General features: G+C 47.7%; 9 protein-coding genes. All 9 read right to left on the bottom strand.

From position 1 onward, the window contains the following. Nucleotides 1–88 precede the first annotated feature (88 nt). Nucleotides 89–721, bottom strand: coding sequence for a 50S ribosomal protein L25 (locus BMW94_RS07620; RefSeq protein ID WP_090996557.1), 633 nt, complete (start codon nucleotides 719–721; stop codon nucleotides 89–91). Between the two features lie 279 nt (nucleotides 722–1,000). Next, a complete protein-coding gene (gene pulA, locus BMW94_RS07615; RefSeq protein WP_090996554.1) occupies nucleotides 1,001–3,880 on the bottom strand; it encodes a type I pullulanase in 2,880 nt (959 codons plus the stop codon). A 361-nt stretch (nucleotides 3,881–4,241) separates the two neighbouring features. Next, nucleotides 4,242–6,293 (bottom strand): type I pullulanase, encoded by a 2,052-nt coding sequence (pulA, locus tag BMW94_RS07610; RefSeq protein WP_090996551.1) that lies wholly within the window; start codon nucleotides 6,291–6,293, stop codon nucleotides 4,242–4,244. 177 nt (nucleotides 6,294–6,470) lie between these two features. Then, nucleotides 6,471–10,211 carry a DUF5704 domain-containing protein gene (locus BMW94_RS07605; RefSeq protein WP_254790159.1) on the bottom strand — a complete coding sequence of 1,247 codons (3,741 nt, stop codon included), beginning with the start codon at nucleotides 10,209–10,211 and terminating at the stop codon, nucleotides 6,471–6,473. A gap of 19 nt (nucleotides 10,212–10,230) precedes the next feature. Beyond that, nucleotides 10,231–11,406 carry an S-layer homology domain-containing protein gene (locus BMW94_RS07600; protein ID WP_090996548.1) on the bottom strand — a complete coding sequence of 392 codons (1,176 nt, stop codon included), beginning with the start codon at nucleotides 11,404–11,406 and terminating at the stop codon, nucleotides 10,231–10,233. 331 nt (nucleotides 11,407–11,737) lie between these two features. Then, on the bottom strand, nucleotides 11,738–13,249 hold the full coding sequence (locus BMW94_RS07595; protein WP_079697435.1) for an extracellular solute-binding protein: 1,512 nt from the start codon (nucleotides 13,247–13,249) through the stop codon (nucleotides 11,738–11,740). 82 nt (nucleotides 13,250–13,331) lie between these two features. Next, nucleotides 13,332–14,441: a glycoside hydrolase family 88/105 protein gene (locus BMW94_RS07590; protein WP_090996545.1), complete on the bottom strand. Its 1,110-nt coding sequence runs from the start codon at nucleotides 14,439–14,441 to the stop codon at nucleotides 13,332–13,334. A 23-nt stretch (nucleotides 14,442–14,464) separates the two neighbouring features. After that, complete coding sequence (locus BMW94_RS07585; protein ID WP_090953786.1) at nucleotides 14,465–15,964, bottom strand: extracellular solute-binding protein; 1,500 nt, start codon at nucleotides 15,962–15,964, stop codon at nucleotides 14,465–14,467. Nucleotides 15,965–16,029: 65 nt separating this feature from the next. Beyond that, nucleotides 16,030–16,902 carry a carbohydrate ABC transporter permease gene (locus BMW94_RS07580; protein WP_024633116.1) on the bottom strand — a complete coding sequence of 291 codons (873 nt, stop codon included), beginning with the start codon at nucleotides 16,900–16,902 and terminating at the stop codon, nucleotides 16,030–16,032. Nucleotides 16,903–16,941 lie beyond the last annotated feature (39 nt).

Raw genomic sequence — 16,941 nt, 5'->3', positions numbered from 1 at the left:
ACTCCACTTAGGCCCTTTCCAAACTAAAAAAGCCCGGTCATCACGACCGGGCTTGGTTAAGGTACAGAATAATACATATTCTGCCTGCTTATTCTTCTTTAGCTGATTCTTCTGGTGCTGCCGGTGCTGCTTCATCAGCAGAAGCCGTAGGCTCTTCCTCAGCCGCTTGCGGCGGCATCACGGAAGCGATGATGGAATCACCTGACGTCACCAGAGTCAGACCTTTATCTAGCTTGATATCTGCAGCTGTCAAACGATCACCAATTTCCAGTCCGCTAACATCCACCTCAATGGAGGTTGGCAGATCAGCCGGAAGTCCTTCGACCTCCAATTGAGTTTCCTGTGTCTGGAACACACCGCCTGCCTTGGAGCCGGCTGCGGTTCCTTGGAAGTCGATCGATACACTAACGCTGATCGGCTTGTTCTTCGAAATTTGCAGGAAGTCCACGTGCAGCAGACGTCCGTTGCGTTCCTGCTGATCCTTGATCAGCACTGGAACCGTTTTGCCACCCTCAAGATTGAGGTTGAACATTTCGGAGCGCCCTGTACGCGCTACTTTCAGCATTTCTTTTTCATCTACATGTATCGCGGCACCTTCTAATCCCGGACCATAAACGACAGCCGGAACACGTCCGCCTTGTCTTAACAGGCGCAATGCTGCACCTTTCTTCTCAGTTCTTGGTGTTGCTGTAAGTTGAGCCATTTTTCCGTTGGATTTCATGATTGAACATCCTCCTTCAAGGGATCCTTACTTCATATTTGTTAGGAAGCCATAAGCTTCTCTCTTAGACCAGAATGGCCTTTTCGTGCGTGGCCGAATCTGGGGCCATATCTATATTTACCCCAATGAAAGACCATCTCAAACACTGACATGTACCATTTTTTTTATTTTTCGGTGAAAATATATCTTTCTGATGAACAAAAAAGCAGCCGGAATACCTTCCGACCGCCTGTTAAGCCTACATTTTTCAACCATTGTATGAAGTTATAACCTGGCCAGCTATGCGCTGGTACGATCATCCTCATCATCACTTTCACGGATAACCTGCATCTGATCCGACCCACTGTGAACGATAATGTGCACATCTCCGTCTTCAGGACCGATATCAATATAACGATCTCCGCAGGTATCTTTGGCTTCCCATTCATTCAGCCGAATGATGAAGCCCAGATGATGCAGTCCTGCAGCCACCCGAAAACGGCCTTCTGCTGCATTGCCTACTCGCTCAAAGGGGACAGCTCCATCCTGCATGCCTGTGCCCCATACCCAGACATCCCATCCCTCATAATGCTGATCTTCCCGTTCATATCGGAGAGTCACTATTCGTGAAATGGGTTTGTGGATTTTGATATTCAGTGATGCCTGAATTCCCCCGGCCTCCGCGATAATCTGGGTGGACCCTGGCGCTAGAGCACGTACGATTCCTGCTGTACTGACCGCTGCATGATCCAGATGAGAAGAGCTCCACCGGATATTCATCCCTTGCAAAGGCTGGCCAAATTGATCGAGAACCAACGCGCGGAATCGACTGACCCGTGTCGTGTACATCACAGATTCCCCGATAATCTCAATTTGTTCCGGATGGAGGTGATCAACCTGCAGCGTACACTCTGTGGTTATCGTGCCACATTGGACGCTGATCGTCGCTTCCCCGGTCTGCCCCGTATGAATTGTCCCATCGGATTGAATCGCAATAATCTGTGGGTCCGAAGAGCTCCAGGTCACAGATGCGTTCTCCACCACATTACCCAAACGGTCTCTGACCGATGCTCGCAAACCGGCAACCTCTCCGGCACTGTACACAAGACGCGGCGAATGAATCTCAATCACTGCGGGTTCAGCACCGCCAGCATATTCCGTGTCGTACATTACCATCAGTGACCATCGTTCTACCACTGCGGTTCCGCTCACCGTCTCAATGAGATCTGTACCGGCCTGATGATCATTCACCACGATATGCCAGTCACCCTCCGGCAGACTCACTTGCTGCTGCTGACCTGTTCCGTTGTAGATTACCACAATCTGATTCCAGGTATCCTGATTCGCTCCGTGATCCAGTGTAAATGCAACCACATTTCCTTCTGCACGCATCAAGCGAAGATGATTCCTTACCTGCTCGGCGTTAATCATGCGAAAAGCCGGATGTGTGCGGCGCAGATGAATCAGGCCGCGATAATAGTCAAACACAGGTCTGAATCGAGCTTTGTTAGCCCAGGTGATCGTATTCACGGCGTCCCCGCTGCGATAGCTGTTGTGATCTCCTGCTTTGGATCTCAGCATCTCATCCCCTGCATGGAGAAATGGAATCCCCTGTGAGGTAAGCAAAATTCCTGTTGAGAGCAAGGAACGACGGACCATCTCATGATCAAGTACATCATCCGCATCGACATAACGATAAGGGTCTGCCGCTTTAAACGCCGATTCCGCACTGCCCCCTTCTACGGGCTGCCCGTCTCTCCATACGGGGTAACCGAGATCATGCCTGAGGTACATTGTTGTTGCGATTTTGTCCCACAGGTTGAGATTATCATGTGCTGTTACATAATTGACGGATTCCACCGGTGAAGATGTGAAATCATCCAGCGCTCCAGCTACACCCAAGGCAATTTCGTACTCCTTACCATCCGCTCCGGTAATAAAACCTTTGCCGATCCCATCACTATCCCCTTTGATGGCACTGCGGAAATGATCGTTAAAAACGGCAAATCCCTGACCACGCTGTGTTCCTTTTAACGTTTTCCGCTCCAGAGGTGAATCTCCGCCTGTCCACGGCTCCCCGTAGATCAGAAAAGCCGGATCAATCTGTTCTCTCAGCTCACGGGTCACTTCGTTCAACGTGTCTGTATCAATCAGACCCATGAGGTCGAAGCGAAACCCGTCCACATGATATTCCTCTGCCCAATAAAGGAGAGAGTCCAAAATATATTTTCGCACCATGGGGCGCTCCGTAGCCAGTTCATTGCCTACACCCGAACCATTGCTCAATGTGCCGTCCTCACGGTAACGATAATAATAACCCGGTACAATCCGTTCAAAAGGTCCATCATCCACGCTGTACGTATGGTTATAAACCACATCAAGCACGACACGAATGCCTTGTCGGTGCAAGGAATGAATGAGAGCCTTGAACTCCCGGATTCGAACCGCAGGATCACGGGGATTCGTGGCATAGGAACCTTCCGGCACGTTGTAGTGCTGCGGATCATAACCCCAGTTGTATGGCAATTTGGCATTCGAACCGACGTCCGTTGTCACTGCCAATTCATCAACCGTCTGATAATCCGCTACAGGCAGAAGATGCACATGCGTGATGCCAAGTTCGACAAGATGATCTACTCCGATGGAGTTGCCACCTCTGTCCGTCAACCCGGAAGCTGTAAATGCCAAATATTTGCCCTTATACGGAATATCGGCATGGGGGTCGGAGGAGAAGTCGCGCACATGTAATTCATATAGTACAGCATCTGCCGGACGCAGAAATACGGGCTTTACATCTTCTTCCCAATCCACTGGATTGGTTGTATCCAGGTCAATGATAGCTATTCGCTGTCCATTCGCCGATACAGCATGAGCGTAAGGATCGGGTGCCACTGCAATATGCTGATCATCATGCGTAATGTGATACATATAATAATGTCCTGCCCAATCCCCTTCAAGCTGTATACTCCATATTCCATCCGGGTCACGGGTCATCGACTGTTTCTGTCCGTCATCATGTTCGGTTACTTTGCCACTTGCATCGTAATGTCCCTCTTCATCAAAAATGAGTAAAGAAACCTGCTGTGCTGTAGGTGCCCACAGCTTGAATGTGCTTGCTGTACGCGTATATGTTAAGCCAAGATCGTTGCCTTCATAACGAAAAGATGTCCATTCCGGCATCGTTCCCACCGCCTTTGTATCCATTGATTTCGTGTTGTCCCGATGTTACGGAGCGAGACGTCATTTGTCAACCCGGGGTTGTCTGTACTCAACATATCGGTTGAACAGAGGCTTTCAATTAGCATATCGAATGTGATGCAAATCTACACAGCAATCGCTTTCAAGATACAGCATATGTAAACAAGCGCCATAGATTGACAGCATTTGTACCTGTCCTGATGAAAAAAAGGCGGGAGAAAACAAAACACCCTCACTCCAGAATGGAGAAAGGGTGCAACATTACTGTTTTTAAACAACTAATTTGGTTTAGGTCGGCAAGGTACCTTGATGGCTGTTGAGGTTTAGCGAGTGGTGTGAACGTTCATTCACCTGAATACATCACCGTCATGGATATAGCGGGAACGCTGACCTGACCATCCTTGGCTGTTCGCAGCGTCTCGGTGCCAGCCTGCCCCTGCTCTACAACCACATTCCATGTACCTGAAGGAACGGAGGTTGTACGGGGTTCTTTGGAAGCATTGTAGATAATGATCATCCGTCCCCATGAATCGCCCACAGCCGTTCCTGACAGTTCATAGGCCAACAGCCCTGTTCCTTTTTCAAGCAATCGAACATGCTTCTCAATCTCTTCCCGGGTGCGAAGACGAAAAGCAGGATGCTCGCGCCGAAGACGGATCAGGCCACGATAATAATCATAAACCGGCTTAAACTGCTGCTTTTGCTCCCACCGAATGGCATTGACTGAATCTCCACTCTCATGACTGTTGGCATCACCGTATTTGCTTCGCAGAAATTCATCTCCAGCCGCAAGCGATGGAACCCCCTGGGAAGTCAACACGATACCATTAGCAAGCAGACATCGCCGGACCGTTTCGTTCTCCAGTATGCGATTCGGGTCAACGAGCAAATAGGGCTTCGCCTGCTGTACAGCCTCTTCCACGTTGGCGCTACCTTTCACACGACCATCCTCGCTATAGGTGATAAATCCCAGTGTATCGTGCAATCCTTGTGTCTGGGCGACTTTGTCCCACAGGTTGAGATTATCATGTACAGTTACATAATTAATCGTTTCAGATGGGCCAGCGGTAAAATCGGTAATGGCTCCACGTACACCTGTCCAAATATCGTCTTCTTTTTCCTCCGCTCCCGTAGCAAATCCGGTTCCCGTTCCATCACTATCGCCTTTAATCGTTCCACGGAGGTTATCGTTAAATACAGCAAATCCGGCTTCATGCTGTGCTCCCTTAAGGGTCATTTGATCCCCAAGTGGTGATTCCAGCGCTCCCCAGGGTTCACCGTATAAGAGGATGGACGGAGAAACTTTGTCATGCAGTTCTGCTGCGAGTTCTTTCATCGTTGCCGTGTCAATCAGCCCCATCAGGTCAAACCGAAACCCGTCCACATGGTATTCCTCTGCCCAGTACCGTACGGAGTCGATAATGAACTTGCGCACCATCGGGCGCTCCGTAGCCACTTCATTGCCTGTACCTGAGCCATTGCTGTACGTGCCATCCGGATTCTGACGGTAGTAATATCCTGGAACAAGCTTTTCAAATGAACTGGCTGCCGTGTCAAACGTATGATTGTACACCACATCCATAATGACTCCGATTCCCTTCTTATGAAGAGCGAGTACCATAGATTTGAACTCACGAATTCTGGTCTCCGGCTCATCTGCACGGGATGCATAGGAACCTTCTGGAACGTTGTAGTGGAGCGGATCATAACCCCAGTTATAACGTGAGCAATCGGAGGTCCCGTCATCTGTCTTCGATTCGTCCACTGTCGCAAAATCAAAAACCGGTAGCAGATGTACATGAGTGATTCCCAGCTCAGTCAAATGATCGATTCCCAGTGTATTCCCGTTTGAATCACGCAGACCTGTCTCGGTAAAAGCCAGATACTTTCCTTTGTGCCTCATGCCGGATGACTCATGGATCGAGAAATCGCGCACATGCAGCTCATATAAGACCGCATCTACGGGGCTCGTCAGTTCTGGACGAATATCCTCATTCCAGCCATTCGGGTGGGTCTGTTCCAGCCTGACGATGACTCCCATTTCTCCATTCATGGTCACAGCATGTGCATAGGGATCAACCGCAATCTCCTGTCGTCCGTCCTCAAAGGTGGCTCTGTACATATAACGATAACCGTTCCACTCGCCTTCGAGCTTCAGGGACCAGATGCCCTGATCCTGTTGGTTCATAGGTATTTCTTTCTGTACATCCTGATTCTTCTGTTCACTGGGACTTCCCCCTGTTGAAGGCGGGTATAACAGCACATCCACCTGCGTTGCAGCAGGCGCCCACACTTTGAAACTACAGGCTTGTGGTTCCATCGTGACACCCAGATCTCTTCCTTGGTATGTATCCACTACATTCAATACGTCCAGCTTGTGATGGTCATCAATCATGCTGTATATTCCCCTCTCGATGAGCAATAAAATGGATGTGAACAAATGCTCCTTACCTTTTATACCCCTTCTGTCACCTAACCATAATCTCGGGAATGAAAAAGACCATAAAAAACAAGCCATGCTTCACGTCATTCACGTAAAACATAGCTTGTTGAGGGATTAGCCCTGTTCCCTCTAATGCGGCACCTGGGACTGAAAATCGTTCCGGCTGGACTGATCTGCATGGTAAAACACAACATCACCATCCTTCAGCGGCCAGTTACTGCCTTGGCTGTTTGCCGGACTTCGGTTGAAGCCGTCCATCTGCCACTGATTCATCAATGGGGCATGAATATATTGCAAGTGCGGGGCATCCGTATTGCCCCCTTGCAAACTCTCAACATTGAAGTTGACCACGATATACCCATCCTTCAGGAAGGTCGCTGACTTCTCGTCGAGAGGATGTTGTCTGGCGAGTGATTCGAGATCGGCTCCCTTCTGTACAGCGTACACATCGGCCGGCAGACTGTAATCCCCATACCAGCGCTGGATGGCTGCATTAGCCCGGTCCACATTGACGCCAGGTGGGATGTCCGTCTTTGGTCCAATCAGTGTGCGGATAGGCGAGGACAGGATCAGCCAGTCATAACGGCCCACCCATGTTTTCTGGTGAGAAGTCTGATCCACGAAACGGACCATGTATTCCGCAAGGGTGCTCTGGCTCTGCTCCTGGGGTGTCAGCTCGTAGGTATACCGATACCTAGCTGCATCCCCCAGCTCCGTACTGGGTACATTCCGCAGCCGTGCGTTCAGTACAACAAAGCGTTTCTCCAAATCCTGCGCCGATCCGATGCGAATGAGACGCTCCTGGCCCCGGTGATAGTACAGGTCCACTTCCTGGCGGGAAGAACCATCCCGACTCACAAAATGGAAACTCGGTGTAATTCGTACACCATCCTGCTTGCCAAACATATTACCCTTTGTTTTGAGGTCAAACTTGATATGGTATCCTGTTTTGACTGCCCCATTTTTGAATCCCTGCACCGGATGACTGCCTGGTCGAATCGGAAGAAAGAACGGAGCTAAATTACCTCTAGGGTCACCATCTATACTGTTAAGGCCCGTCCAGTATCCGACTCCTGTATGCTCTGGACGGCCAATCTGCTTACGGAATACGTTCTCCCAGTTATAGTCGGAAATATCGGTCACACGAAAATCATACAACCGCCCAATGACTTCCACAGGTACCGTATCTGCCGCTACATGATGCGCCAGATTCGTATTGGCATCCTGCTGTTCAGAGAAGTTCGCTGGTGCATTTTCGGCGATATTGCGAAACTCGACTTCATAATCCCCCTCGTCCACCCAAACCGGAAGATAAAAGGGGGTATCCAACTGATTCACTGGAATATCGACCCACGTCTTGGCGGGGATGAACTGGCTGCGGCCTTCGTTATAAACATCAAATGGGAACCGCACCTGCTTGATGCGAAAATACTTAGCATAGTCCCGGTTGCCATAACCGGGGTAACTCCCAGCATCCAGATGCTGCCCTGAGGTCGGGATTCTTACGATAAACGGACGCTCCAGAATGAGTGCTGCCCGGTTTGCATTCGGCACCGTCTTCTGGTTATGCGGCTGGTCATCCGATACCCAGGCGTAGTTCACGACAGGCGTATGTACCGTGACCTTATTTATACCGCTGATTGGAAAAACTTTGTTATCTCCCCCGTTTACATTGCCGGGCAACAAATCGTAATAAATTTCACCGGAACTCGTGGTATTTGCCTTATTTATGAGCGTATTGCTGATCATGTTACTAGGCTTATACAATACATCACGGTTAATAGTAGTCGGATTAGGAAAATTAGACGGAATTGGCCCATCCTTCGTCGTTTCCGAAGAACTCATGAGCGTTGAGCCATTAAAATTGACCATATCATTACTCACTTTACTTTGAGGCGTATTGCTTTCAGCCATCCCTTTAAGTGTGGAGGTGTGATCCGGAAGAGATGGCGGCGAGTTCAATCCCCCTGTTAGAAGTGGTGGAGAAAAAGTGATTGATGATGTATTAGCTGGTCTAACGTGACTATTAACATCCGGATCATTACTCGAATCAAGTGACGGTGGCGTATACCCTGAAGGTGTCATGATGACCTTCCCACCAGGCAAGGCATAGTTACTCATTTCAGCCTGATTGATCTTGTATACTTCCAAATTATTAATTTTCCAGTACGAGTAATCCCTGAATAATTGGAATGTATATGTTTTGGACTGAGTATCCGTTTTGGTCACCGGAGGTCCTGGAGTACAACCAGTTTCAGTACATACTTGAGGACCAGGTACTGTCCATTGACGTGCATACGTAACTTCAACCGTACAGTCATATGTGGTCTTTCCAGACATTTTTCCCCAATCCTGTTTGAACAAATATTCATCAGCTAATGCGTTGGTATAAAGAGATTCAGATGTTGGAATCCCCTTAAGAACATCGAATTTTTCGGAATCTCTATCGTCAGCTCGAATAACTCCATTGGCACCTGGGTCCATGTCACTTTGCCTCATAACTGTTTCTGGAGAAGGACTTCCAATCGTCCAACTGCATTGTCCCGATCCATTACCTTCAGGAATTTCAGGTTGATTGTCTCCTCCGCCACTGTTGGTGCATGAGGCCCCCGAGCCAACTGTCATCTCAAAGGTATCCTTTTCATCAAGCGCTTGGGTCGCGTCAACAAAGTGTGCAGTAATCGTTGCTGTGCCAGTAGGAGCAACCGCTGCTACTAATCCAGAACTATTGACCGTCATTGTAGATGTATTAGAACTTGACCACGTGAGTTTACCATGGCTCTGTAAGGGCCAAACACTTCCATCTATCTTTGTCAAAGTTGCCGTTAACTGAGTTGTTCCGTTTGGCGCTACACAAATATTACCGCTGATCTCAAGTCCGGATGTCCCATCTGCATACGTAACTTTCAATTTTTTATCCTTGTAAACGTAGGTGTAGGAATCAAAGTCGGCTCTAAATTTGGAGAAATACCATACTTGTTTTGCACCTGGATTCGCCCAGTATTTACTATAAGTATCATTATTGAATGTTTGTTTAAAACTAATTGTGATTAAGTTCAAGCTTGGCACGTCGATTACTTGACCTGCAACTGTACTTGGATCAGTATAACCTTGAGTTCCATGTACATCATTAATTGGAGTAGTGGAGTCAATTATGGTGTGTGATGCTTTTACATCAGTCTTAGAAATCCCTCCATCCTTAATCCATAAATCATGTAGAGAATCTCCATTAGCAACAATATAGAATGCTTCCGTCCGTGGAATATTGGCAGCCAAGTTAGGGTCTGTACACCCAGGATAACGTGGCAGATTCCCATTGAAACTCTGCCACGTATTAGGGTTTTTGTTTTCAGTTGGTACACCGCCTGGACAGTTTGGGCCAGGTTCACTGGTATAAACACTTACCTGTCCGCCCCCGGCGCGCCAATACTTACCATTAAAGTTTCCTGAATCACCAGCTGTCCATCTGTCCCAATAGTAAATTCCACCGTAATTGGAATTATTTTTAGAACGCACAGTATACCTCGTGCCGTTCAAAGTATCTTTTAAATTATCAGATGCTTTAAATTCCGCTTTACCTGTAGGGATGGACAGTGCTCGAAGTACCGTACCCTCCTTATCTGTCCACTCCATCTTTTTAATGATCTTGCCAGGCTTTGAAGGCACTACGATTGGAATGGTTGGTAAAGTAGGCTTGTCCGAGAAATAAAGCCCTCCATAAAGATAATCGTCAGCGTCCCCTTTCATCTCGTACGCTATGAATTCTGTAATTTCTCCTGCTGCTGATACAGTATTCAAAAAAATGCTAGTTGGTATTAACTGTGAAAGGAGAACCATTAACAAAACAAGGGGAAGAATTCTGTTCTTCAAAGAACCACTTCCTAACTTCTTAAAGCTCGGATTGCGCTAATTTTTTTTGATAGACTTTAACTCCAGGGGTAGTAATTGTTTCTACTAGAACTTGCAATGATCCATCATAATAAAGAGCTTTTTTTGGAATCACTAAGCCGTATATTTCCTTTTTGGGATCGTTAGAGCGAATAGGCATTGCTTGATTAATTTTATCTTTACTAGGTGTCCCGTCATAGCCAAGAACAGAAAGGGCAAGTCGGTTCGTTCTATATCCTTGTGGATTCTTATTAACTGTCAGTTCGGAGTCAAGTAACAAGATATAACACTCATCATTGTCAGAGAATTTCTTTTCTTGTCCCCCGTAGAGCCAGAAGAACTTATCTTTGGATGGGAGCAGTTTTCGATTAGGGTCTTTCGGGTCATTCCAATCAATTGCAATCAGACTGTTTACGCGACCCTGAACAGAACCGTTAGGGGCTGAAACGGTAAGGTTGGACTGTTTCCACGATTTAATACCAAATCTGTGATTAGAGTTTTTCGGACCATTAAAGATTTCTTCTGCAACAGTGAAAATATTGGTCTTGTGCCAGTACAGTTCCGCAGCCGCGACAGCATACTTATCAGATGCCAAAGTCTTACCATCCTTTATTGACAAAACCCGTTCAATAACAGCAATTGCTTGAGCGCGAGTTGTAGTTCCCTCTGGCGAAATTTCACCTGGTGCCGTGCCTGTGATAATACCGTTCTTGGTGGCCAAGTACATCCATTGTTTGTCTTCTACGTCGGTAACCCCAAATGCTCGGACAGCTACTTTTGACATTTCCTCTCGAGACATCGGCTTTGTCCAATCTGAATTTGAAAAGTCGCCTGCTTTATAGATCCCTGCTGTTTGAGCAGCATTGACGTACGAGGTATACCAACTCCCGGATGTAGATCCGACCTCCAGATCTAAAGCAGATACCGTCATTTTCACGAGTTCTGCTCTGGTAACTATATTGTTGGGAAGGAATTTCCCATCTGGGAAACCATCGACATAGCCTCGCTGAATAGCCTGAAGGATACTGGATTCTGCCCAATGGCCAGTAATGTCTTTAAATCTTTGTCCAACCTTGATGTCGTCGGTAATTGCAGCTTTTACGGGTTGTGGACCGATAGATGCTTGTGCGGAAAGTAGAGTTAGTGCAGCCACTCCTGTTAATATTACTTTTTTCATTTTCTTTCCTCCTATGTACCTTAATATGGGGTAAACTTCTGCTTACTACTGCTTGTTCAGCACTCTCGTATTTCTTTCAAAATAAAACCTAAATTTGTCATAATAATCAATATTCTACCATGTCAGTCTAGGCTATTGGTATTTGTTTTTAAGACTTATCTCCTCCCTAAGAACTAATTCACTCCTTAAAGCACAAAAAAAGGCCACGAATCCGCAGATTCATAGCCTTATTCTTTAAGGTGTAATTACTGTTTAATTTTGTAAAAACATCACTACTTCATAGAATAAACGATTCCATTCCATTTGACTACTCTTTTTTTTACCATTTCTACTACTTCCCGTTTAGCTGGGCATAAGACGCTTCAAATTCGGAAATGAGCTGGTCGCCACCGGATTTTCTCCAGTTCGCCACTTCCTGCTCCCATCCAGCATCATCGATTTTGCCCATAATGTATTTGGTCTGTGCATCCCAGATCATCTGGTCCAGCTCCTGGCCGCGCTCAGTATAGATGGCAGAAGACAAGGTCAGCGCCGGATTTGGAATGGCATACTGCTCATTCTCACGTGCCATCTTCGTGCCCTTCATACCGATCGGTACATCGACAAGCTCAGGCACGTTATAACCTTCAATGCTTAACAGATTGTCACGATAAGGCTTCACTTCACGCTGATACCCGTCGAAGTCCTTGAACTCGGTTTTGCCATCCGAAGTCTTCGTATAGTGCACGTCTTCCAGACCACGCAGCTGAAGCGTACTCAGTGGTTCGTCCATCAGTTGATCCAGGAACGTCAGCACCTGTTTTAACTGTTCTTCGTCCGGTACGGAAGCTTTGGGAATGACAAGCATGCCATAGTTCCCTGGTTCCCCGGCAATTCGAATGCCATCCGGTCCTTGGAACGGAGCCACATCAATCTCGCCATCAGGCACGTTTGGTGTCAGCCGCTGTTGAAACGACTTTCCGTTCTGAGCAACACCGTTCAGCTTCATAGCTACAAGACCGGAGTCGATTTTTTTGTCCGCATCAGAAGGGTCCAGCGCTGGGAAGTCACTGTTGATCAATCCCTCACTGAACAGACGCTTGAACAGCTTCATCGTGTCCACATATTCTGTGGTCAGGAATTCAGGGGTAAGTTTACCCGCATCGTCCACACCCCACTTGTTCACCCCACCAATACTTACGGCGATCCGTGTCAGCGGAGAGGATACTCCTTCGTTGTACTTTTTGAATAGTACCGTTCCATACGTATCTTCCTTGCCGTTACCATCAGGATCATCCTTGCGAATGGAGCGCATCACTTCGTACCAGTCATCCAGCGTTTTTGGTACATCCAGCTTCAACTTGTCGAACCAGTCCTTGCGGTACACCATGGCTGTACGCCCAATATCGCGGAAGTTGGGTACCCCGTAGACCTTTCCTTCGATCTTGATATTGTCAAAATAAGCCTCGGATTGGGCAGACAGGTTCTTATAATCCTTCAGGTAGGGTCCAATTTCCCAGAACAGCCCCGTTTTGGCTGCATTAAATGTTGTGGGTACATAATTCACACGCATGATGGTCGGCATCTCGCCCGATGCTACCATGACATTCACTTTATCATCAAAAGCAGACTGCGGAATCCACTGTACACTGACATCCGTATTCGTATATTCCTCAATCTTTTGTTCAATCCCATTCTCCTTGGCCGGCACATCACCAACCTGCATCAAAGAAATCGAAATGGGAAGCTTGCCTTCCCCTGCCGCAGGCGCTTTTTCTCCCCCACAGCCTGCAAGCAGCCCGGCGGACATTGCACCAACCACGACCAATCCGCCTAAACGGGACATCCGACCTTTTGGACTCATGAACCATCTCTCCTTTGGTTAACCAAATTGTTACGGGCACTCTCTATGAATGCGCTATCATAAATGAGTCTGAAGAAAAGAACTAGCGTGTCGCCAGTTCCATCTCCACTCCTGCCAAAATAAATGGAGCAACCGATTTCGGATCATTAATCCGAATGGATTCAGTTACATAATACTCGTATGACCCGTCACGATACGGGGTCCCCCCCAACCCTGCTCCGCCGTTACACTGCGTCAGGGACAATACACCTTCACGGTCCGTTTGCAGCAGATGCAGCAGCAGACCTTGATACCCCTTTTCTGCGATAGCTTTAAACTTGCCACTCAGATAACCCTTACGTACGCCCTTCGCAAGTGCATACACAAACATTGAGGTTCCCGAAGCCTCCAAATAATTACGCTCACGCCCCGGCTGATCGAGCAAATGAGGCCATAACCCGGACTGTTGGTCCTGTACATGTACAAGTGCATTCGCTACACGTTCGAAAATCCCCACAATCTGACCCCGCTGCTCATGATCTACAGGCAGATGATCCAATGTATCCACTACCGCCATCACATACCAGCCCATCGCCCGGCTCCATACATGCGGAGAGCATCCGGTTTCTCCCGAGCTCCAGCGCTGTTCCCTGCTCTCATCCCAGGCATGGTACAGCAGACCACTGCGTGGATCACGTGTACGTTTCTCCACCAGCAGCAGCTGTAATGCCGCTTTGTCAAACCACTTCTCCTCGCCAGTAACCGCACCATATTGCGTGAGAAACGGCGTTGCCATATACAGCCCATCCAGCCACATCTGGAACGGATAGATTTTCTTGTGCCAGAATCCGCCTTCACTCGTACGAGGCTGTCCCTTAAGCTGTAACATGAGCAAATCCGCGGCTTTACGGTACTTTTCTTCACCCGTTTTGTCCAGCAACAGGAACAGCGATTTCCCCTGGTTAATCTGGTCCAGGTTATATTCCTCTACCGCATAGGAGCGAATCGAGCCATCCTCTTGAATGAAGTTATCCATTAGTTCATGAATGTAATCGAAATATTTCTGTTCTCCGGTATGGGTGTACAGCTCTTCCAGCGCTTTCAGCAGACAACCATTTTCATAATGCCAGGTCGGATATAACTCATGATTGCGATAACTTTCCATGAACTGTTCAGCCATCCGTACCGGTGTGAATTGCAGGGTTTCTTTCATGATGTTCCTCCGCTTCCGGCTTTTTATTTAGCCTGTTTTTTGTAGTCTTCGGCATATTCCTCTCGAATTTTGGTACCGCCCGCATTGCCCCAATTCTCGATCTCCTGTTTCCAGCCATTTTCATCGATTTTGCCCATAATATATTTGGTCTGCGCATCTGCAATCATCTGATCCAGATCTGCCCCACGATCGCCATAAGTAGACGAATACAAGGTTAATGCAGGGTTTGGCACAGCATGTTCCGCCAGTTCTTTGGCAAGTTCCGTACCCTTTTCACCGAGTTCGGTATCTTTCAATTTCGGCACATTATATCCTTCTACGTAAGGCAAGTTATCACGATATGGCTTCACTTCACGCTGGAACGCATCGAAGTCGCTCATCTCCACCTGGTCCTCGCCAGCTTTCTTATAATGTTTGTCTTCAATACCGCGCATCAGCAGCGTTGCCATCTCCGGGTCCATCAATTTATCCAGGAAAGACAACAGGTTTTTCAGCTCTTCTTCCGATTTCACCGTCGCTTTCGGGAAGGCCAGAATACCGGAGTTACCCGTCTGACCCGCCACACGGTCGCCGCTCACACCAAGCAAACCTGCAATGTCTACTACGCCATCCGGGTCGTTCTTGGACAGACGCTCTTGTTGGCTCTTTCCGTTCTGGGCGACACCGATACGCATGCCGACAACACCTGTATCATATTTCTTCTCCGCTTCTGTGGAGTCAAATACGGCAAAGTCCTGATTCAGCAGTTTCTCGCTATACAAACGTTTCAGCAAATCCAGCACCTGCATATATTCCGGTGTCATGAATTCAGGCGTAAAACTGCCGTCATCTTCTACCTTCCACTTGTTTGGTGCACCAAAGCTTACGCCAAGACGTGTAGTGAAGGAATATTGATCCTCGTTATACTTTTTGAAAAGCATGAGTCCAAACGTATTATCCTGACCGTCTCCATCCGGATCGGAGGTCGCCAGCGTCTTGATCGTTTCATACCATTCATCCGGTGTCGTTGGTACCTTGAGATTCAACTTATCAAACCAGTCTTTACGGTAAATCACCGTTGCACGAGCAATATCAGAGAATACGGGTACCCCGTAGATTTTGCCTTCCACCTTGATATTGTCAAAGAAACGCTCGTTCTGTGCAGACAGATTTTTATAATCCTTCAACAAAGGTCCAACTTCCCAGAATACATCGTTACGCATCGCACTGGTTACGGTTGGGTTATACTGCACTTTCACAATTTTGGGCATATCGCTGGATGCAATCATGACATTGATTTTGTCATTATAAGCCGAAGCCGGAATCCACTGAATGTCTAGTTTGGTGTTCGTATACGCCTCAATCTTTTGCTGAACCTCATTGCCTTTGCTCGGTACGTCACCCACCTGTGCTATTGCAATGGACACGTTCTGTACGCCGCCCTCGGCAGCCTGACCTTCATCCGATCCGCATCCTGCCAGCAGACCTGTTACCAATGCCAGTGTGCTCAAGACAGCTACGGCTTTCTTTTTTGTTGCTTTCATCAAACGAAAACCTCCCCTTTTTTATACAGTCATGAACCCGTTCTGATGTACAACCATGCGCAATTTCAACCTTTTACCGATCCCAGCATCACTCCTTTGGCAAAGTGTTTTTGCAGGAACGGATACACCAGCATGATTGGAATCGTGGAGAACACGATAACGGCCATACGAATGGTGAGCGGCTGAATCTCGGTCTCTTCGATACTGGTATCCCCGATCCGGCTCTGAGCCAGGATGACAATCTCACGCAGCCACACTTGTACAGGCCACTTTTCACTATCGTTGATATAAATGACAGCGTTGAAGAAGCTGTTCCAGTGAGCCACCGCGTAAAAGAGAGAGAAGGTAGCCATTGCTGGCATCGACAAAGGCAGAACAATACGGAACAATACGCCCACATCGTTACATCCATCGATTTTGGCAGCATCCTCCAGTTCGTCCGGAATGGCTTGGAAGAAGTTCTTAAGTACGATCAGGTTGAACGCACTAATCGCTGTAGGCAGCATCAAAGACCATAATGTATCCGTCAGGTGCAATGATTTTACGACAAAGTAGGTTGGGATCATGCCGCCACTGAACAGCATGGTGAACAGTACACCCAGCAAGATCGGCTGACGTCCACGCAAGTATCTTCTGGAGAGCGGATACGCCATAAGCGACGTGAACAACAGGTTAAGCAGTGTTCCGATGACAGTGATGTAGATCGATACACCCAGACTGCGAATCAATGTGTCTGTAGAGAAGATGTAACGGTAAGCGGCGAGGGAGAATTCTTTTGGAAAAAGAATGAATCCTCCCTTGGCCACTTCATGCGGACTCGTAAACGAGACGGCCAAAATATAAATGAACGGGATAACGGTCACGATTCCGATCAAAAGTAGAAAACCATGATTGAGGATATCAAAGATCCGGTTGCCCCACGTTTTATCCTGTTGCATCTTAATGTTCACTCCTGTCTGGTGAAGGACGTCTGCTGC

Source organism: Paenibacillus sp. OK003, from assembly GCF_900109515.1.
Taxonomy (GTDB): Bacteria; Bacillota; Bacilli; order Paenibacillales; family Paenibacillaceae; genus Paenibacillus; species Paenibacillus marchantiae.
This window is presented reverse-complemented; position numbering and strand designations above follow the sequence as displayed.

What these genes read in the sequence shown, in the direction of transcription:
- BMW94_RS07620 (WP_090996557.1), bottom strand. Translation starts at nt 721, where the DNA reads ATGAAATCCAACGGAAAAATGGCTCAACTTACAGCAACACCAAGAACT.
- pulA (WP_090996554.1), bottom strand. Translation starts at nt 3,880, where the DNA reads ATGCCGGAATGGACATCTTTTCGTTATGAAGGCAACGATCTTGGCTTA.
- pulA (WP_090996551.1), bottom strand. Translation starts at nt 6,293, where the DNA reads ATGATTGATGACCATCACAAGCTGGACGTATTGAATGTAGTGGATACA.
- BMW94_RS07600 (WP_090996548.1), bottom strand. Translation starts at nt 11,406, where the DNA reads ATGAAAAAAGTAATATTAACAGGAGTGGCTGCACTAACTCTACTTTCC.
- BMW94_RS07595 (WP_079697435.1), bottom strand. Translation starts at nt 13,249, where the DNA reads ATGAGTCCAAAAGGTCGGATGTCCCGTTTAGGCGGATTGGTCGTGGTT.
- BMW94_RS07590 (WP_090996545.1), bottom strand. Translation starts at nt 14,441, where the DNA reads ATGAAAGAAACCCTGCAATTCACACCGGTACGGATGGCTGAACAGTTC.
- BMW94_RS07585 (WP_090953786.1), bottom strand. Translation starts at nt 15,964, where the DNA reads ATGAAAGCAACAAAAAAGAAAGCCGTAGCTGTCTTGAGCACACTGGCA.
- BMW94_RS07580 (WP_024633116.1), bottom strand. Translation starts at nt 16,902, where the DNA reads ATGCAACAGGATAAAACGTGGGGCAACCGGATCTTTGATATCCTCAAT.